Here is an 18,224-nt window from a genome sequence, read left to right on the forward strand (position 1 = left end):
AGCTTCTAATTTAAATTGCTGTTAAAGGACTTGTGAAAAGTATAGGCACTGCGGCCTCATCTTCAAAGGTGACTACCTCCCAAGCGGATTGGTCTGCCATTAAAGCGCAAAGTAGCTTGTTATTTAAGGCGTGGCCCGATTTATAACCACTAAAAGCCCCAATCAACGTATGGCCAAGAAGATACAGATCACCGATGGCATCTAAAATTTTATGACGAGCAAATTCGTCCTCATAACGCAAACCATCTTCGTTAATCACTCGATAATCATCAACCACCACAGCATTGTTCAGGCTGCCCCCTAACGCCAGATTAGCCTCTCGTAAGCGCTCGATATCTTTCATAAAACCAAAGGTCCGGGCACGACTCACTTCCTTCACAAAAGAAGTCGAAGAAAAGTCCACCTCAACCCCTTGGGGGCGGCCCTTAAATGCTGGGTGGTCGAAATCAATCACAAAAGAGACTTTAAAACCATCAAAAGGATCAAAACGGGCCCACTTATCCTCTTCTTCCATAACGAGTGTTTTCTTGATCCGGATAAAACGCTTAGGTGCCCCTTGGGTGGCTATCCCTGCGGATTGTATTAAAAACACAAATGGACCCGCACTCCCATCCATAATAGGTACTTCAGAAGCACTAAGATCCACATAAGCATTATCGATCCCAAGACCAGCAAAGGCCGATAGTAGGTGTTCCACGGTAGCAATCCGTACCCCCCCCTTGAGGAGGGTGGAAGAAAGGGTAGTATCCCCAACATTCTCCGCCCGAGCCTCTATCTCAACGGGAGGATTTAAATCGATTCGACGGAAGACAATACCGGTATCCGCCGCGGCTGGCCTTAGCGTGAGATAAACAGTATTCCCAGTATGTAATCCTACCCCGGTAGCGCGGATGACATTTTTAAGCGTGCGTTGTCTTATCATGGTAGATCATTTCCTTTAGCCGATAACCCGTTATTCTTGGGTCAAGCACTTGCCGGGGAGGTGGCAAAGGCCCCATGCCCACGCGGGCCTGTAGTGGCAATGTCCCCTCTCAAACTTAAACTTGGTTGCTCCATCAATCAGCCTGTCGGCGTAAAAATGCCGGAACATCCAAGTAATCCATACTGGTGTCACTGCCCACCACCATGCGATCCCGCGACGAGCCATGGCGGATCACCGTAGGCTTATCCAACATATGATAATCAATAGGTTCTTCAAGTTCAGGCTGCTGGGAGGAAGTTTGCACCAGGCTTACTGGCGCTTTCGCTTGTGTCTCTGGCTGCCCTAATCCTGTAGCCACGACAGTTACCCGCAGTTCATTTTCCAGATCCGGATCAATGACAGTACCTACCACGACGGTAGCATTTTCGGCAGCATATTCTTTAACTGTGCTACCTACCTCCTCAAACTCGCCAATGGACATGCTCGGTCCACCCGTAATATTAACCAGCACTCCACGGGCCCCCTTCAAACTGATATCTTCCAGCAAAGGGCTAGCAACCGCTGCTTCAGCTGCCAAACGCGCCCGTTCCTCTCCCGTGGCATTGCCCGAGCCCATCATGGCCATTCCCATTTCAGACATGACCGTGCGAACATCAGCAAAATCGACGTTAATAAGGCCAGGTCGGGTAATGAGCTCGGCAATCCCTTGCACGGCACCGAGCAATACATCATTGGCTGCCTTAAACGCATTTAACAGACTGATACTTTTGCCCAGTACCGGCATCAGTTTCTCATTGGGTATGGTGATCAAGGAATCAACATACTGGGTCAATTCCTTAATGCCTTGATCCGCGATGGCTGCGCGCTTACGCCCCTCAAAGGAAAAAGGTCGAGTCACCACGGCGACTGTCAGAACCCCCAATTCTTTAGTCACCTGAGCCACCACAGGAACCCCGCCAGTCCCGGTGCCTCCCCCCATACCAGCGGTGATAAAAACCATATCCGCGCCGCTGACCACTTCCATAATCCGCTCCCGATCCTCTAGGGCAGCTTGGCGACCAATTTCTGGATCTGCTCCCGCCCCTAGACCCTTAGTAATATTGTTGCCCAGTTGCAGCACAGTATGGGCGGCGCAATCCTTTAAGGCTTGGGCGTCTGTATTGGCAACAATGAAATCAACCCCTTCTATCTTGGCATCTACCATATGGCGAATAGCATTGCCACCCCCTCCGCCGACACCAATGACCTTGATCACCGCACTCTGAGTATATGAATCCATCAATTCAAACATGGTATATTCTCCTCATTATCTGAGTTTCTGCGATTAGTAAGCAGCTCTAAGTTCTAGTGTTTTTTTAAAAATTCCCCTGAAACCAGCCCTGCATCCGGTTCCATACCCCCCGAACGCTTTCCAAGGGTCGATTTCCTAGGCCCGGCGTGTAGCGATGGTAATGCCCGAAAAGTAAAAGCCCCACGCCAGTGGCATGAACGGGGTTCCTCACCACATCCGCTAATCCAGTCACATGCTGTGGCATACCGAGCCGTACCGGGGTATGAAAAACCTCCTCCGCTAACTCCGTTGCCCCTTCCATTTTGGCGCTCCCTCCCGTCAACACTACGCCGGCTCCCAACAGTTCCTCATATCCACTACGCTGTAGCTCCTCCAAAACGAGTTCCAGCAGTTCCCTATAACGAGGTTCGACCACGCCGGCTAATGTCTGGCGTGATAATCGCCGTGGCGGCCGGTCGCCGACGCTGGGAACCTCGATGCTCTCATCGGAGTGGGTCAATTGAGTGAGGGCACAGGCATATCTCAGCTTAATATCATCGGCGTGCTGGGTCGGCGTACGCAAAGCCACGGCAATATCATTCGTGACTTGATCACCAGCAATCGGGATCACCGCTGTATGACGAATAGCCCCACCGACAAAAACCGCAATATCCGTAGTCCCTCCCCCAATATCCACTAAACACACGCCCAGTTCCTTCTCATCATCGGTAAGTACCGAATAACTAGAAGCTAACTGTTGCAAAATAATGTCATCCGCCTCCAACCCACACCGGCGTACACACTTAATAATATTCTGGGCTGCACTCACCGCGCCGGCCACCAAATGCACTTTGGCCTCCAGGCGAACACCGGACATGCCGACCGGATCCCGGATCCCTTCTTGGCTATCAATAATGAATTCTTGGGGCAACACATGGAGGATCTTCTGGTCAGCAGGAATAGCCACCGCTCTAGCCGCATCAATCACCCGTTCCACATCTTCCGCAGTCACCTCCTTATCATGGATGGCCACGATTCCATGGGAATTGAGGCTGCGGATGTGGCTGCCGGCAATACCGGTAAAGACGGAGTGAATCTGGCAACCTGCCATCAGCTCCGCTTCTTCCACCGCTCGTTGAATAGACTGAACTGTGGAATCAATATTCACCACTACCCCTTTTTTTAATCCTCGGGAGGGGTGAGAACCAATTCCCACCACTTCGATCTCACCTTCGGGGTGAGCCTCGGCCACGATAGCGGCCACTTTAGAGGTGCCGATATCCAGGCCAACAATTAAGTTTTTATCTCCACGCTTAGACATCAAATGCTGCCTCACGAACCCATGCTGGCGCTGTACCATCGCGCCAGGTCACTGCAAACCCATTCGTATAGCGCATATCCACTCGCCTTATATCCTCTCGATGTAACTGCAATAGGCGGGCATAAATCTGCTGAAACCGGGTCAGGCGCTGCTTGCTGTGTGCCCGTCCCAAGATTAGCTCCACCCCGTCTTCGAAAACGATATGCCAGTCCCGCCGTTCACCCATGGTGAGCTGGGCCACCCGCAACTCGAGGGAGCTCAGTTGTGCCTGTATCTCTCCCAAACGACTGACCAGTAATCGTTCACTACCGGAAGGCCCTTGTAATTTTGGTAAATCTTTAGGGAAACTCTCCCGTGGAGGGGCAAAAATCTCACCCTCAACATTCACCAAAGCCTCCTCACCCCAGTATGCCAACGGCACTTGCTCCTTGACTTCAATCCTCAAGCTATCAGGCCAAACCCGACGCACCCCGGCCCGGGCCACCCAAGGCAGCTCCTCTACTGCCGCTTGTATAGTCTCCAAATTCACACTAAAAAAACCGCCACTCACGTGAGCGGCTACCGCCTCATGTAATTTTTTTTGAGTCACCTGCTTAAACTGCCCCTCAATGCTGACCTTGCGCAGGGGCAAAGTCTGGGGATCGGCAAGACGACTCATCCCCCAGGCGGCTGCCCCAACGAAGAACAGCACCAATAAGCTTTGGCCCATCGCCCGCAAAGGTAGCGCCGGGGCCGGTTGAGGGCGACTCGCTCCCTGCCGTGTCCGGCGAGGTTTTCTTCTTCTAACTGCCATTTTGGGGCATGCTCCGTTCCAGGCTACTCTCCAATATCTGTAGGACCAGTTGGTCAAACTCAATACCTGCCGCTTGAGCGGCCATGGGCACTAAACTATGGGCAGTCATCCCAGGTACCGTGTTAATCTCAAGTAAACAGGGGCGATCCTGTTCATCGCACCTAAAATCGACTCGCCCCCAGCCACTCGCCCCTAGAGCTTGAAAGGCCTGTAGGGCCAATGCCTGGAGGCGCTGCGCCTGCTCCTCAGGTAATCCGCACGGACACAAATAACGAGTAGTATCAGTGAGGTATTTCGCTTCGAAATCATAAAAAGTACGGGGTGTTTCCAAACGAATAAGGGGCAAAGCTCGTCCTGCCAGGATAGCGGCCGTGTACTCTGCTCTCGGAAGCCACTGCTCAGCAATCACGGTTCCATCGAAGGCCACCGCTTCCCTATAGGCCGCTCGCAGCGTTTCGATACTATCCACCTTCCTCATGCCTAGACTGGACCCTTCCCGGGCCGGTTTAACCATCAGCGGCAGCCCCAAGTTGGCCACCACCAACGCTAAATCGGTTCCCTCGTTTAGCACGGAAAAGTCCGCAGTAGGCAACCCCATCCCCCGCCAAAGTTGCTTACTGCGCAGCTTATCCATGGCAAGAGCAGAACCAAGTACTCCACTACCGGTATAAGGCAAACCTAAGAGCTCCAAAGCGCCTTGAATAACTCCGTCTTCCCCGCCGCGGCCATGAAGAGCAATAAAGACCCGCTCAAACTGTCCTCCTGATAATTGCTCTAACACCCTTTCACCCACATCAATTCCCTGGGCGTCAATTCCCTGCCTCAGGAGGGCTTGCAGGACGGCCGTTCCACTCTGGAGAGAAATCTCCCGCTCTGCGGAACGCCCCCCCATCAGCACCGCAACCTTACCCCAGTTTTTAGTAGCCACTCTCCCTGTCACGCTAGCTCTCCCACAATGTGGACTTCCGGCACCAAGGTCACTTCCTTTTGCCGGGCCACCGTCTCAGTCACTAGTTGAATTAAACGCTCAATATCAGCAGCGGAGGCATCACCTGTGTTCACGATGAAGTTGGCATGCTTTTCCGAGACCTGAGCCCCGCCTACAGCAACCCCTTTGAGCCCGCAGGCCTCAATCAATCGTCCCGCCTTATCATTCGGAGGATTACGGAAAACTGATCCCGCGCTGGGCTGCTGAGTGGGCTGACAGCTGTTGCGATGCCGCAGTAGGTGCCGAATCTGCTGCTGTGCCGTCTGACTATCTCCCTGCGTCAGGCGCAACTCAGCGGCGACAAACCATTCCCCCTCTGGCCGATAAACTTCCCGGTATCCGATCTGATATTCCTGCGGCCATCGCCGGTGACGCCCCCCGCCTACAGCGACGGTCTCTACCGCCGTCACCCGCTCCCAAGTTTCGCTGCCAAAGGCACCTGCGTTCATCGCTAATGCCCCCCCTACCGTTCCCGGAATGCCTGCCATGAACTCCACCCCTTGCAATCCTTCACGGGCACAGAACTTAGCCAGTTTGGCACAGGGCACCCCCGCCTCAACCCATACTGTCGTGGCACTGCGCCGCTCAATCCTATTCAAAGCACCGGCAACGGCAATGACCGTACCCCCGATCCCGCCATCCCGAACCAGTAAATTACTCCCCAGGCCGAGCCAGAATAACGGCTCATCCTCTGGCAGGGCACCCAGAAAGACCATCAGATCATCCACATCCACAGGGCGATACAGGCATCGCGCGGGTCCACCTACGCGCCAAGAGGTATACCCTCCCATAGATACCTGCTGCTGCAATTGGCCTCGAAGGGAAGCAGCGCTTACCGCCACCATCATTGGCTCCCTCCCAGGGAGACGGATAAGCGCCTGGCGAGGGCACCGATATCACCAGCGCCTAAAGTTAATAGCACATCTCCTTCCTGCAAAACCCCTAACAACGCCTCCTCAATGGTTGCTATATTCCCCACCCAAATAGGGTCCACTTGCCCATTGGCTCGAATGGCCTGCCCTAGGGTGCGGCTGTCAGCCCCCGCAATGGGTTCTTCTCCGGCAGGATAAACTTCAAGCAAAAGCAGTACACCCGCTTGGGAGAGGGCCTCAATAAAATCTTCAAATAAGTCTCGAGTCCGGCTATAGCGATGGGGCTGAAACACCACCACGACCCGTCGGCCAGGCCAACCTGCATGGATAGCCTCCAGCGTGGCGGTGAGCTCCCGAGGATGGTGTCCATAATCATCCACCAGAAGTACCCCTCCCCGTGGAGTGGCGATCTCCCCATAACATTGGAACCGCCGCCCGATGCCAGAAAAACCTTCCAGAGCCCTGTGGATGGCGGCGTCCTCGACCCCAAGTTCATGGGCTACCACCATAGCTGCTAATGCATTTAGAGCATTGTGGGCACCGGGCAAATTCAACACCACCGTCATCCAGTTATTATTGCCGGGGCAAGCCACCCGGAATTGAGTCCGACCTTGAGCCTGTTTCAATTCCCGTAGCCGGTAATCAGCGTCTTCACAAGTCCCGTAAGTTAATACGGGGCGTCCGATGTCCGGTAATAACTCCCGTAATACAGGATCATTCAGGCAGACCACGGCCAAGCCATAGAAAGGCAGGTGATGCAAAAATTCCAGGAAAGCGGCTTTCAGCGCAGTAAAGTCTCCCCCGTAGGTCCCCATATGATCGGCATCCACGTTGGTGACTACCGCCAACAAGGGCTGTAGGTGCAAAAAGGAGGCATCACTCTCATCTGCTTCAGCCACTAAATACTCACCACTCCCCAGGCGGCCATTGGCACCGATGTTGTTAACCCGGCCGCCGATGATAAAGGTGGGGTCAAAGCCCCCTTCTCCAAGGATTCCAGCAACCAGGCTGGTGGTGGTAGTTTTGCCATGGGTCCCCGCCACTGCGATGCCATAGCGGAAGCGCATCAGCTCTGCCAGCATTTCTGCCCTTGGCACCACGGGAATGAGCCGACGGCGAGCAGCGCTTACCTCTGGGTTATCCTCACTGACGGCGCTTGAGACCACAACCACATCGCACTCCTTAATATAGTGGGGATCATGGCCAATCCTAACCTGGGCACCCAAACTTACCAGCCGTTGAGTCAGCTGATTCTGACGCAGATCCGAGCCGGAAACCTGATAGCCCAAATTGAGTAGAACTTCAGCAATCCCCCCCATCCCCACTCCGCCGATACCGACAAAATGAATCCGCCGAATCCGGCGCATCATAGGTGGAATGGGAGTCACTTGAGGTTCAACCACTGGCCACCTCCAAGCAACGCTCGGCGACACGTTGGGCCGCGCCCACCCGATGAAGCTGGCGGGCGATTTGAGCCATGGTCATGAGGGCAAACCGATCTGCCCCTAGGCGTTCAATTTCTCTGGCCAACCGTTGCGGGGTCACTTCTTTTTCTGGCAACAATCGGGCCGCTCCCGCCTCCACCAAATAGCCTGCATTGACACGCTGATGGTCATCAATAGCAAAAGGGAACGGCACCAATAGGGAAGCAACCCCCGCTGCCATCAGCTCTGCTATCGTCAGGGCCCCGGCACGGCCCAGGACCAGATCAGCCCAAGCATACGCCTCCGCCATTTCATCAATGAAAGGCACCAGTCGGGACTCCACTCCTACCGCTTGGTAAGCGGCAACAGTCCCTTCCCACTGTCGGGGGCCACACTGATGCCAGACCTCGGGGCGCGCCTCGGGGGTGAGCAGGGCCAGTGCCTCGGGAAGCATTTCATTGAATACCCGTGCCCCCTGGGATCCTCCCAGAACCAGTAGGCGAAAACGGCCTTTTCGATTCTGGAAACGGCTTTGCGGCTCGGGAAGTGCTTCAATTGCTTCCCGGACTGGATTGCCGGTCCACTCGGCTTTCATAGCCGCGGGAAAAGTTCCAGGAAAGGCTTCCATCACCCGACAGGCTAAATGAGCCAACAACCGGTTGGTCGTACCTGCAATGGCATTTTGCTCATGAATCAGCAAAGGCCGCCGCAGTAACCAGGCGCCCAAACCGCCTGGCCCAGAAGCAAACCCCCCTAGCCCCAATACCACTGCGGGCTGCCAGCGATACAGGGCACGCAAAGCTTGGGATAAGGCAAGCAACAATTTGAACGGTGCCCTTAACCAATTGACTAAGCCCTTGCCACGCAAACCACCGATTGAAATCCACTCCATGGAATAGCCTGCCCTGGGCACCAACTTGGCTTCTAACCCCTGATGTGTCCCCATCCAGACTACCTCTACCCCCCCTGCCCGGAGGGTATCCGCCACTGCCAAGGCGGGAAACACATGTCCCCCTGTGCCGCCAGCCATGATAAGTACCCGCGTCACCATCACTTAATGCTCCTCCGGGCGACTTTAGGGAAACGAGTCTCCAAATCCACCCGCAGGATAAGGGCCACTGCAACACAGGTGACAATACTGCTACTCCCCCCTGCGCTCATCAGGGGCAGAGTCAACCCTTTGGTGGGCAACACTCCCATATTGACCCCCAAATTGATAAAAGCCTGTAGCCCTATCCAAATCCCCAGACCATAGGCCAGATGGGCGCCAAAAGCACGGCCGGCTCGTTCCGCGGCACGGCCAATGAGCAAAACCCGATAGATGAATACAGCAAATAGAGCAATTACGGCCAAACTCCCCACCAACCCTAATTCCTCAGCCAAGACCGCATAAAGGAAGTCGGTATGGGCTTCGGGTAAATAGAACAACTTTTGAATACTGTTGCCTAAGCCAACGCCTAACCATTCGCCCCGACCAAAGGCAATTAAGGCCTGAGTCAACTGGTAGCCACTGTTGAGAGGATCGGCCCAGGGATCGAGGAAGGAAGTGAGCCGCTGCATCCGATAAGGGGAATACCAAGCCAAGGCCGCGAGACTCGTCCCCCCTACGGCGGCGAGCAATAGAAAATGCCAAAGGCGAGCGCCTCCCAAGAACAACATCCCTAACAAGGTGGCAAATAAAACCACTACCGCGCCAAAATCTGGCTCTAGCAGCAGCAACAGCCCGGCCATGGCAAATACTCCAACCGGGAAAAGAAATCCCCTGATAGTGGTACGCACCTCGGTACTACGGCGCACTAAGTAACCGGAGAGGTAAATCACCATAAACAGTTTCACCAACTCCGAAGGCTGCAAGCTGATAGGCCCGAGAGCCAGCCATCGACGACTGCCATTGACTTCTACCCCAATGCCCGGGATTAATGTCAATAGCAACAATCCCAACCCCAGCAGCAGCAGTACCGGGCCTAGCTTCTCCCAAAATGCCAACCGTATCCGCCAGACTCCAAAAGCTGTTGCTAATCCCAACAATAGAAACAACCCCTGGCGCCAAAGATAGTAGGTCGGCTGTCCAAAGCGGCTATCGGCGATGGCCACAGAAGCCGATCCCACCATCACCCAGCCGAGTCCCATCAAAGCCACCGCGGCCCCTAGTAGATAGAAATCAGGTTGTGGCGCGCTACCGCCAACCGCCTGCCGGGCAGAGAAGAACCGGCTCATGACAAGAGCTCCTGAACGGCTTCTATAAAGGCCTGGCCACGGGCTTCAAAACCGGAATACATGTCAAAACTGGCGCACGCAGGGGACAACAGCACACTATCCCCCGGCTGAGCTAGAGTATTCGCTTTATTTACCGCCTCGCTCATATTCCTAGCTCGATAGAGGGGGACACTATTGGCAAGCGCTGCCTCCAACCGGGGGGCATCTTGGCCCATTAAGACGACAGCCCTTGCCCGCCTAGATAAAGGTGCCCATAAAGTAGAAAAATCCGCGCCCTTGCCAACGCCGCCCGCAATGAGTACTAATTTACCTTGGCAGGGAAGTCCTTCAATTGCGGCCACCGTGGCCCCCACGTTAGTTCCCTTGGAGTCGTTGTACCAGCTCACCCCCTTTGCCTGTGCAACCCATTCACAACGATGAGGCAAACCCCGGAACTCTCGCAAAGCCGACAGCATTGCAGCCCGCGGCAATCCTGCTGCCTCCCCTAGGGCCAAAGCCGCCAGGGCATTCGCTACGTTATGGCGTCCCACTAAGGGTAACTGCCGTGCGGGCAGTAATAATTCATGACCCCGGGCCAACCAGGTTTCACCAACCCGCTCCCGCAGCCCATATTCATCAGCAGCAGGCACCCCCAAGGTAAATCGAAGGCAGTGCCGCTCCGGCTGGGCCAAACCTGCTACCTGGACATCATCGGCATTAATTACCATGGTCCCGGTACCGTGATAGACGCGCGCTTTAGCCTGGACATAGGCCTCAAGATGGGAATACCGATCCATATGATCAGGACTGATATTGAGTATGCAGGCAGCGGCGGCATTTAGCGTAAAGGTTGTCTCCAATTGAAAACTGGACAACTCCAAAACATAGAGATCCGGCACCGGCTTCTCCAATAATTCCAAGGCAGGGAGTCCCAGGTTGCCGCCTGAAAGAACCTTTTTCCCAGCCTGGTGCGCCATCGCCTCAACGAGCACGGTTACCGTACTTTTGCCATTGGAGCCTGTAATCGCGACCACCGGCGCCTGCGCCCAGTAGGCAAACAATTCAATATCCCCCAGCACCGGTATTCCTCTCGCTTGGGCAGCTTGAATTGCAGGCTCACTAAGAGCCACCCCGGGGCTTATCACTAACCGTTCGGCTTGCTGCATCAGGGCAGCCTCAAAATCACCCAACCGAACCGCTGCTTCCGGAACCTGTTCCCGCAGCGCAGCAAGCCCCGGCGGCGCCTCGCGACTGTCCATCACAGTCACGGAAAGGCCGCGGTTCGCTAAGAACCGAGCGCAAGATAACCCCGTTTTACCGAGGCCGACGATCACCGCACTTGCTACCGTCCAGGGAGGTATGGGCTCATTCAGCATTTCATCGTCATATAAACGAAAAAAAATTTTCGGGATTAACCCTCTTCTTAATTACTTAGCACTCTCCAATTAATCAATCAGCTAACGAATCTTCAGGGTGGCTAAACCAATTAACACTAAAATGACGGTAATAATCCAAAACCGAACAATCACCCGAGGCTCTGGCCAGCCCTTAATTTCAAAATGGTGATGTAAAGGCGCCATGCGGAAAATACGCCGCCCTGTCAGCTTGTAAGAAACCACCTGCAAGATGACAGACACCGTCTCCACCACAAACACCCCCCCCATGATAAAAAGCACGAGTTCCTGCCGTACCAGCACTGCCAATATGCCTAAAGCGGCGCCTAAAGCTAGCGCGCCCATATCCCCCATAAAGACCTGGGCTGGGTAGGCATTGAACCAAAGAAACCCCAATCCTGCGCCCACCAGGGCACCGCAAAACACGACTAATTCCCCTACCCCAGGAATGTAGGGAATGGCCAAATAGTGAGCAAACCCACTATGCCCCGTCGCGTAAGCAAAAATTCCCAAGGCTCCCCCCACCAATACAGTAGGCAACACCGCCAATCCATCTAACCCATCAGTAAGATTGACTGCATTACTGCTGCCTACCACCACCAAGTAGGTCAGCAAGACATAATAGCCACCCAAATCCACCGCGATGTTCTTAAAGAAGGGAACAATCAGCTCGGTTTCGGCCGACACCTGGGCAGTAAAATATAAAAATAGGGCGACTCCCAAGGCGATCACAGACTGCCAAAAATACTTGTGCCAGCCCGACAATCCCCGTGAATTCTGGGAAATCAGCTTCTTGTAGTCATCTACAAAGCCCACCCCTCCAAACAGGAGGGTCACGACTAACACCACCCACACGTAGCGGTTACTCAGGTCTGCCCACAGTAGCGTGGTCGCGGCAATAGCGGCCAGGATAAGAGCCCCCCCCATGGTTGGCGTCCCCGCCTTACAAAGATGGGTGACCGGCCCATTGGCGCGCACGGGCTGGCCCACAAATTTCAGGCGCCGGATCATGGCCGGACCGACGACAAAAGAGATGATCAGAGCCGTTAGCACCCCCAGGATGGCCCGCAGGGTCAAGTATTGAAACACGTAGAAGCCGCTATCGAAGCGGGCGAGATAGTCAGTCAAATACAACAGCATCGCTCTAACCGTTATCCCTGTCGCTACCCAAGGCCGCGACTATTTGTTCCATGCGCATACATCGAGACCCCTTTACCAGTACAGTCACATTCGGGCGTTGCTCCTCTCGCAAAGCCGCTAACAATGACTGTTGCTCGAAAAAATGCTGCGCCTCCCTGCCAAAAGCTTCCGCCGCCAAAGCACTCAAATGGCCCAGGGTGTAAAGTCGATTCACACCCGCTGCTCGAGCTTGTTTTCCCATCATCCGGTGCAATGGAGCAGCTTCCTCCCCTAGCTCAGCAAAATCTCCCAGCACCAGGAAACGCTCCCCAGGAAATTCAGCCAATAGCTCCAGTGCCGCTTTAAGGGAGGCTGGATTGGCATTGTAAGTATCATCGAGTAGGCGCATTCCCCTGGCCCCGCGACGGATCTGCAATCGCCCGGGGATCGAGGGCAAAGCCGCCAATGCCGCGCTAATCTGCTCCCGATCCAATCCCAGGGCAATAGCAACGGCGCTGGCAGCGAGGGCATTGAGGACATTGTGCCGTCCGGGCAGAGGTAACTGAACTTGGGTCTTACCTACCGGGGTTACCAGGGTGAAGCGACTGCCCTCAGAGTGGAGCACTAGATGATGCGCCGTCACTTCCGCTGAGCGGGTCAATCCAAACCCTATCACCTGCAACTCGCTTGCCAAGCTTTGCCAGTAGCAAAAATGAGGATCATCGGCGTTAAGTACAGCCACGCCCCCCGGATGAACCCCCTGGAAAATCTCCCCCTTAGCTCGAACCACCCCCTGAAGATCACCAAACCCATCTAAATGGGCCGGCCCTGCATTAGTGATCAGGGCCACCTGGGGGCGCACCAACCGACTCAGATAGCCAATCTCGCTAGGCCGGTTAGCTCCCATTTCGATGACCGCAAAACGATGACCTGAATCGAGCCCTAATAAAGTCAGGGGAACACCGATGTCATTGTTTAAATTGCCTTGGGTGGCCAATACAGAGCCCGCTTCACCCAGGACTGAGGCTGTCATTTCCTTTACCGTCGTTTTGCCGTTACTGCCGGTCACCGCGACTATGGGATACTCAAAACGTTGGCGCCAGTAGGTGGCCAACTGACCTAGGGCGGTCCGAGCATCCGCAACCTCAACCTGGGGCAGGGAATCTTCTATGGTTTGTTCCAACAAAGCAGCACTGGCACCCTTCTCTCGCGCTTGGGCAACAAAAGCATGGCCGTCAAAATGCTGCCCCTTTAACGCCACAAACAAGGCCCCCGCTGTCATGGAGCGAGTATCGGTACTGACCCCCTGGGCCACCACATCCCCCCCCTGCAGCCGTCCCTGGACTACCGGGGTAAGCTCTGCTAGGCCCATGGCAAACCCTCGCCCCATCAGCGCAGCCCCCCTCTCCGCTGCTGCAATGCCTGCTGTGCTTGCTTTCGGTCACTAAAGGGCCGCTGCTCGGCACTGACTTGCTGATATTCTTCGTGCCCTTTTCCCGCAATAAGCACAATGTCTTTAGGTCCTGCCAATTGCACGGCACGGATGATTGCCTCAGCCCGGTCCCTGAGCTGATAAACCCTATCCGGCATCTCCACACCAGAGAGAATCTCGGTAATGATTTGGCAGGGGTCCTCATCTCGGGGATTGTCGTCAGTCAGCATCACAAAATCAGCCCAACGTTCAGCCACTGCCCCCATCAAGGGACGTTTACCGCGATCCCGATTCCCCCCGCAACCGAAGACACACCATAACCGTGCCCCCGGCTCTAAGTGGGCCCGCAAAGAGCGCAAAGCCTGCTCGAGGGCATCCGGGGTATGGGCATAATCCACAACCAGTAAAGGTTCCCCTTCCACCCCCCCCATGGGTTCCATGCGTCCCGCAACTGCCCGAACCTGAGAAAGGCGCCGCAGCGCCTCAGCAAACGGCATCCCCGTAGTCAATAAGCCACCCAGGGTAGCAAGCAGGTTATAAGCATTGAAGCGGCCTAGTAAGGGGCAAACCAATTCGCCTTCCCCCCAGGGCCCTTGAATGTTCATGACGATGCCGCGGCGATCACAATGGAACTCATTGGCCCGAAGGCTGGCCTGAGGATTAGTCAATCCATAGCTGATAACGGCGACCTCGGCAGGAAGATGGGCTAAAAACCCCTTCCCTGTGGCATCATCAACATTGATGACGGCGTGGCGTAATCCAGGCTGCCCAAAGAGGCGAAACTTGGCAGCCCTATAGCGGCTCATATCGCCGTGATAATCGAGATGCTCACGGCTTAAGTTGGTAAAGATAGCGGTATTAAAAACCACCCCATTGATCCGCCCTTGCTCCAGGGCGTGGGAGGAAACCTCCATCACCGCATAACGGCCTCCGGCAGCCCTCGTTGCCGCCAATTGTTCCTGCACGGTGACGGCATCTGGAGTAGTCAGTGGGCTAGGCTGGAGGGTCCCGATCAAGCCCCTACCGAGGGTCCCCATTAGCCCGCAAGGAGTCTCCTGCTGATGGAGGGCCTGGGCTAAAAAATGGCTAACGGAAGTCTTACCGTTGGTGCCCGTCACCCCGATGACACAGAGCTTTTGCGACGGCTGGAGGTAAAACCGAGCGGCAATCACCCCCACCCTAGCGCCCAAATCAGGCAAGGCAATTAGAGGTACCTTTTGGGCTTGCAGCCCGGCATGAATAAGGGGAGAAAGGGGAATGATCGGATCGTAAACTACCGCCACAGCGCCCTGACCCACAGCGGCGCCGATATAGTCGTGGCCCGACTGCCGCATTCCTCGGCAAGCCAGAAATAGCGCTCCTGGACCGACTCGGCGGCTATCTAGAGACAAGCGGTTGATCCGCCGGTCCTGCGCTACTCCGACAGACACCAACTCCGCCAGCAAAGCGCTTAACCAACAGCTCCGATCCACGGGCTCCGTCATTATCGTCCCCTGTCCTTCTGTCGCCATTTCCTCCGCTGTCTTCATCCTTGCCCTTATCCCGTATTCTCCCGCTCAGCTAAACGCAGCGGATGCAAGTTGTCTGGCGCAATATTCAGTAACCGCATCGCCCCTATCATCACTCGAGAGAAAACAGGCGCCGCGACTTGTCCCCCATAGTAAATTTTCCCCTGGGGTTCATCGATAAGCACCACAGCTGCTAGCCGTGGCCGGCTTGCGGGGATAAGGCCGGCAAACAATGAAACATACCGCTCATCGGCATACCCTCCTCGAATCGCTTTCTTCACCGTTCCCGTTTTACCCGCCACCCGGTAGCTGGGAACATGGGCTTTTTCTCCCGTCCCCCCCTCGCTGACCACTTCCTCTAGCATAGATAGCAGGGCAGACACCGTACTCTCGGACCACACCTGACGTCCGCTGACGGCCTGCTCCTGATAAAGAAAACTGACTGGCTTCAGTTCCCCCCCTGTTCCTAGAGCAGCATAGGCCCGAGCTAGCTGTAATGTGGTTAATGAAAGACCATAGCCAAAGGCCAATGTGGCTTGTTCTATTTGGCGAAAAGAAAAGGGATCAGGCAAGTGACCTTCTGCTTCACCGGGAAAGCCACTCGCTGTTGAAGCCCCCAGCCCCGCTTGGGCAAAGCCCTGCCAGAGTCGCTGAGAGTCGAGGCTCAGGGCAATTTTGCTTGCACCCACGTTGCTTGATTTCTTAATAACGGTACTGACATCCACCCGACCATAGTTGCGAATATCACGGATAACATGGCGCCCTACACGGAAGTAACCGGGAGTGGTATCGATAGGAGTATGGGGATAATATTTTCCGGACTCTAGCGCTACCCCTATCGTAAAAGGCTTGATGGTGGAGCCAGGCTCAAACAAATCGGTTACCGCCCGATTACGATACAAATGGCTCTTCAACTGAGAACGATCATTAGGGTTATAAGAAGGCCGGTTGACCATCGCCAAAACTTCACCGGTGCCCACATCCAAAATCACCAATGAGCCAGCGCGAGCATTGTGTGCCCGAACTGCTGCTTTGAGCTCCCGATAGGCCAAATACTGGAGCCGCAAGTCAATGCTTAAGCGTAAATCCTGCCCCGGTCGAGGTACTCTCAGATTTTCCACATCCTCTACGACCCGCCCACGGCTGTCTCGAATAACCCGCTTTTTCCCGGGAACCCCTTGCAGGGTCTTGTCAAAAGCCAGCTCTAGACCTTCTTGCCCCCGATCATCGATATTTGTAAACCCCACCACATGGGCCGCCACAGACCCGGCAGGATAATAACGCCGATATTCAGATTGGAGATTAACGCCAGGTATATCCAGGGCTTGTACTTGGCGGGCCACATCCGGCTCAACCCAACGCTTCAGGTAAACAAATTCCCGCCCATCCCCTTCTTTTATTCGACGACCCAGGTAAGCCGTAGAAACACCTACCGCTTTCGCCAAGGCCGGCCGCTGCTCTCTAGCTTCACGCAGCAGTGGGGGATTGAACCATACTGAAGCTACGGGCGTACTCACGGCTAAGGGTTCGCCGTGGCGATCGGTAATCATGCCCCGATGGGCAGGCACTTCCACAACTCGAAGGTGGCGGGCCTCACCCTCTCCTCGCAGGAAATCACGGTCAAGCACTTGCAACTCAACCAGGCGCCAGGCAAGTCCTACTGTAGCCACAGCAAAAACAAGGCCTACCACCCACAAGCGAGCGGGGTAACCTTTATCGCGCCTTCGGCTCATCGTTTATAGTTTGACAATCACGACTTCAGTCGGGCCCGGCACCACCATCTCAAGCCGTTCCCGAGCCAAGCGTTCTACCCGTCCTTGCCCCACTAAGGTGCTTTGTTCCAGAAGCAAACGTCCCCACTCATCATCCAATCGGTCCCTTGCTTTATAGAGGCCTTGTAATTCCATAAACAATTTGCGGTTTTCGTGTTTGACATAAACAACAGACACTCCCGAGCCTAAGACCAACACAATTAATCCCCCCACTAGCAGCCACTGCAGCGATGTCATTAAAACATGCCCTCTGCTAATGGGCCGATCTCTCCGCCACCCGTAGTCGCGCGCTGCGGGCCCGCGGATTTTGAGAAACTTCTTCGGGAGTCGGCCAAATCAGCTTACCCAGCACTTGCAAACTGGCCTGAAAATGGTCCTGCATGACCGGCAAATCTGGAGGTAAATTCTCTCCTCGAGACTTTTGCCTAAAGAAACGTTTGACCATTCGATCTTCCAAAGAATGGAAACCAATCACTACCAAACGGCCCTTTACTGCCAGGACTGCCACCGCCTGCTCAAGCGCAGCGCGCAACTCCTCCAGCTCGTTGTTAATAAAAATGCGTATCGCTTGGAAAGACCGGGTAGCAGGATGCCTACCAGGCTCCCAACTTGGATTGGCCTTGGCCACGACCTCAGCCAGTTGTCTCGTTCGAGTCAAGGGGTTGATTTCTCGGGCTTGAACAATAGCTCGGGCAATGCGTCGGCAAAAACGCTCCTCTCCATAAGTTTTGAGAACCGCCGCGATCTCTTTTTCAGTCGCATTAGCCAGCCATTCACCTGCACTTTGTCCTACCGACGGATTCATGCGCATATCCAAAGGTCCATCCTGCAGAAAACTAAACCCTCGCTTGGCACTTTCAAGCTGTGGAGAGGAAACACCGAGATCAAACAACACCCCGTTTACCCTTTTCAGCCAACCCTGTTCTGCCACCACTCGTGCCAATTCCCCAATGGAAGCCTGAACAATAGAAAAACGCCTATCCTGCTGGGCTAAAGCACGGCCTGCGGCAATCGCCTCGGGGTCCTTATCCACACCCAACAGACGCCCCTCGCTGGATAATGCATCCAAGATCGCTTGGGCATGTCCACCACGGCCGAAAGTCGCGTCCACATACAGACCATCTCTGCGGATGGCCAAAGCTTGGATAGCCTCCCGCAACAGCACGGGCTGGTGGGCTAAGGTTTCCTCTTCATCTATAGGGGCCATTTTCTT

The 18,224-nt window shown here is 54.9% G+C and carries 16 protein-coding genes; all 16 read right to left on the reverse strand.

The window, feature by feature from the left end; all coding sequences use genetic code 11:
* Positions 1-10 precede the first annotated feature (10 nt).
* A complete protein-coding gene (gene lpxC / locus E3U44_RS01990) occupies positions 11-922 on the reverse strand; it encodes a UDP-3-O-acyl-N-acetylglucosamine deacetylase (RefSeq protein WP_134356427.1) in 912 nt (303 codons plus the stop codon).
* 133 nt (positions 923-1,055) lie between these two features.
* Positions 1,056-2,213, reverse strand: coding sequence for a cell division protein FtsZ (gene ftsZ, locus E3U44_RS01995; RefSeq protein WP_134356428.1), 1,158 nt, complete (start codon positions 2,211-2,213; stop codon positions 1,056-1,058).
* Positions 2,214-2,277: 64 nt separating this feature from the next.
* Positions 2,278-3,513, reverse strand: a complete 1,236-nt coding sequence (gene ftsA, locus E3U44_RS02000) for a cell division protein FtsA (protein ID WP_134356429.1) — start codon at positions 3,511-3,513, stop codon at positions 2,278-2,280.
* Complete coding sequence (locus E3U44_RS02005; RefSeq protein WP_134356430.1) at positions 3,506-4,306, reverse strand: cell division protein FtsQ/DivIB; 801 nt, start codon at positions 4,304-4,306, stop codon at positions 3,506-3,508. The genes ftsA and E3U44_RS02005 overlap by 8 nt, the downstream gene beginning before the upstream one ends.
* Positions 4,296-5,246, reverse strand: coding sequence for a D-alanine--D-alanine ligase (locus E3U44_RS02010; RefSeq protein ID WP_134356431.1), 951 nt, complete (start codon positions 5,244-5,246; stop codon positions 4,296-4,298). Before E3U44_RS02010 ends, E3U44_RS02005 begins: the two co-directional genes overlap by 11 nt.
* The gene (murB, locus tag E3U44_RS02015; protein WP_134359627.1) at positions 5,243-6,139 is read right to left on the reverse strand and encodes a UDP-N-acetylmuramate dehydrogenase; all 897 of its coding nucleotides are present in this window, start codon (positions 6,137-6,139) and stop codon (positions 5,243-5,245) included. Before murB ends, E3U44_RS02010 begins: the two co-directional genes overlap by 4 nt.
* Positions 6,139-7,533 (reverse strand): UDP-N-acetylmuramate--L-alanine ligase, encoded by a 1,395-nt coding sequence (gene murC / locus E3U44_RS02020; RefSeq protein WP_134359628.1) that lies wholly within the window; start codon positions 7,531-7,533, stop codon positions 6,139-6,141. The genes murB and murC overlap by 1 nt, the downstream gene beginning before the upstream one ends.
* Before the next feature lie 28 nt (positions 7,534-7,561).
* The gene (gene murG, locus E3U44_RS02025) at positions 7,562-8,641 is read right to left on the reverse strand and encodes an undecaprenyldiphospho-muramoylpentapeptide beta-N-acetylglucosaminyltransferase (protein ID WP_134356432.1); all 1,080 of its coding nucleotides are present in this window, start codon (positions 8,639-8,641) and stop codon (positions 7,562-7,564) included.
* On the reverse strand, positions 8,641-9,807 hold the full coding sequence (gene ftsW / locus E3U44_RS02030) for a putative lipid II flippase FtsW (protein ID WP_134356433.1): 1,167 nt from the start codon (positions 9,805-9,807) through the stop codon (positions 8,641-8,643). Before ftsW ends, murG begins: the two co-directional genes overlap by 1 nt.
* A complete protein-coding gene (gene murD / locus E3U44_RS02035; RefSeq protein ID WP_134356434.1) occupies positions 9,804-11,162 on the reverse strand; it encodes a UDP-N-acetylmuramoyl-L-alanine--D-glutamate ligase in 1,359 nt (452 codons plus the stop codon). The genes ftsW and murD overlap by 4 nt, the downstream gene beginning before the upstream one ends.
* A gap of 81 nt (positions 11,163-11,243) precedes the next feature.
* Positions 11,244-12,320, reverse strand: coding sequence for a phospho-N-acetylmuramoyl-pentapeptide-transferase (gene mraY / locus E3U44_RS02040; RefSeq protein WP_134356435.1), 1,077 nt, complete (start codon positions 12,318-12,320; stop codon positions 11,244-11,246).
* Positions 12,321-12,324: 4 nt separating this feature from the next.
* Positions 12,325-13,689 carry a UDP-N-acetylmuramoyl-tripeptide--D-alanyl-D-alanine ligase gene (locus tag E3U44_RS02045; RefSeq protein ID WP_134356436.1) on the reverse strand — a complete coding sequence of 455 codons (1,365 nt, stop codon included), beginning with the start codon at positions 13,687-13,689 and terminating at the stop codon, positions 12,325-12,327.
* Positions 13,689-15,260: a UDP-N-acetylmuramoyl-L-alanyl-D-glutamate--2,6-diaminopimelate ligase gene (locus E3U44_RS02050; RefSeq protein WP_206054870.1), complete on the reverse strand. Its 1,572-nt coding sequence runs from the start codon at positions 15,258-15,260 to the stop codon at positions 13,689-13,691. Before E3U44_RS02050 ends, E3U44_RS02045 begins: the two co-directional genes overlap by 1 nt.
* Before the next feature lie 8 nt (positions 15,261-15,268).
* Positions 15,269-16,972: a peptidoglycan D,D-transpeptidase FtsI family protein gene (locus E3U44_RS02055; RefSeq protein WP_134356437.1), complete on the reverse strand. Its 1,704-nt coding sequence runs from the start codon at positions 16,970-16,972 to the stop codon at positions 15,269-15,271.
* Positions 16,973-16,975: 3 nt separating this feature from the next.
* Entirely contained in the window at positions 16,976-17,248 is a 273-nt protein-coding gene (ftsL, locus tag E3U44_RS02060; protein WP_134356438.1) for a cell division protein FtsL, read from the reverse strand.
* A 16-nt stretch (positions 17,249-17,264) separates the two neighbouring features.
* Positions 17,265-18,218, reverse strand: coding sequence for a 16S rRNA (cytosine(1402)-N(4))-methyltransferase RsmH (rsmH, locus tag E3U44_RS02065; protein WP_134356439.1), 954 nt, complete (start codon positions 18,216-18,218; stop codon positions 17,265-17,267).
* Positions 18,219-18,224 lie beyond the last annotated feature (6 nt).

The sequence above is a fragment of the Nitrosococcus wardiae genome, assembly GCF_004421105.1.
GTDB lineage: Bacteria > Pseudomonadota > Gammaproteobacteria > Nitrosococcales > Nitrosococcaceae > Nitrosococcus > Nitrosococcus wardiae.

Coding starts and splice junctions, on each gene's coding strand:
- murC (WP_134359628.1), bottom strand. CDS start 7,533: ATGCGCCGGATTCGGCGGATTCATTTTGTCGGTATCGGCGGAGTGGGG.
- ftsW (WP_134356433.1), bottom strand. CDS start 9,807: ATGAGCCGGTTCTTCTCTGCCCGGCAGGCGGTTGGCGGTAGCGCGCCA.
- murB (WP_134359627.1), bottom strand. CDS start 6,139: ATGGTGGCGGTAAGCGCTGCTTCCCTTCGAGGCCAATTGCAGCAGCAG.
- mraY (WP_134356435.1), bottom strand. CDS start 12,320: ATGCTGTTGTATTTGACTGACTATCTCGCCCGCTTCGATAGCGGCTTC.
- murG (WP_134356432.1), bottom strand. CDS start 8,641: ATGGTGACGCGGGTACTTATCATGGCTGGCGGCACAGGGGGACATGTG.
- E3U44_RS02005 (WP_134356430.1), bottom strand. CDS start 4,306: ATGGCAGTTAGAAGAAGAAAACCTCGCCGGACACGGCAGGGAGCGAGT.
- E3U44_RS02050 (WP_206054870.1), bottom strand. CDS start 15,260: ATGAAGACAGCGGAGGAAATGGCGACAGAAGGACAGGGGACGATAATG.
- ftsA (WP_134356429.1), bottom strand. CDS start 3,513: ATGTCTAAGCGTGGAGATAAAAACTTAATTGTTGGCCTGGATATCGGC.
- murD (WP_134356434.1), bottom strand. CDS start 11,162: ATGCTGAATGAGCCCATACCTCCCTGGACGGTAGCAAGTGCGGTGATC.
- ftsZ (WP_134356428.1), bottom strand. CDS start 2,213: ATGTTTGAATTGATGGATTCATATACTCAGAGTGCGGTGATCAAGGTC.
- ftsL (WP_134356438.1), bottom strand. CDS start 17,248: ATGACATCGCTGCAGTGGCTGCTAGTGGGGGGATTAATTGTGTTGGTC.
- E3U44_RS02055 (WP_134356437.1), bottom strand. CDS start 16,972: ATGAGCCGAAGGCGCGATAAAGGTTACCCCGCTCGCTTGTGGGTGGTA.
- lpxC (WP_134356427.1), bottom strand. CDS start 922: ATGATAAGACAACGCACGCTTAAAAATGTCATCCGCGCTACCGGGGTA.
- E3U44_RS02045 (WP_134356436.1), bottom strand. CDS start 13,689: ATGGGGCGAGGGTTTGCCATGGGCCTAGCAGAGCTTACCCCGGTAGTC.
- rsmH (WP_134356439.1), bottom strand. CDS start 18,218: ATGGCCCCTATAGATGAAGAGGAAACCTTAGCCCACCAGCCCGTGCTG.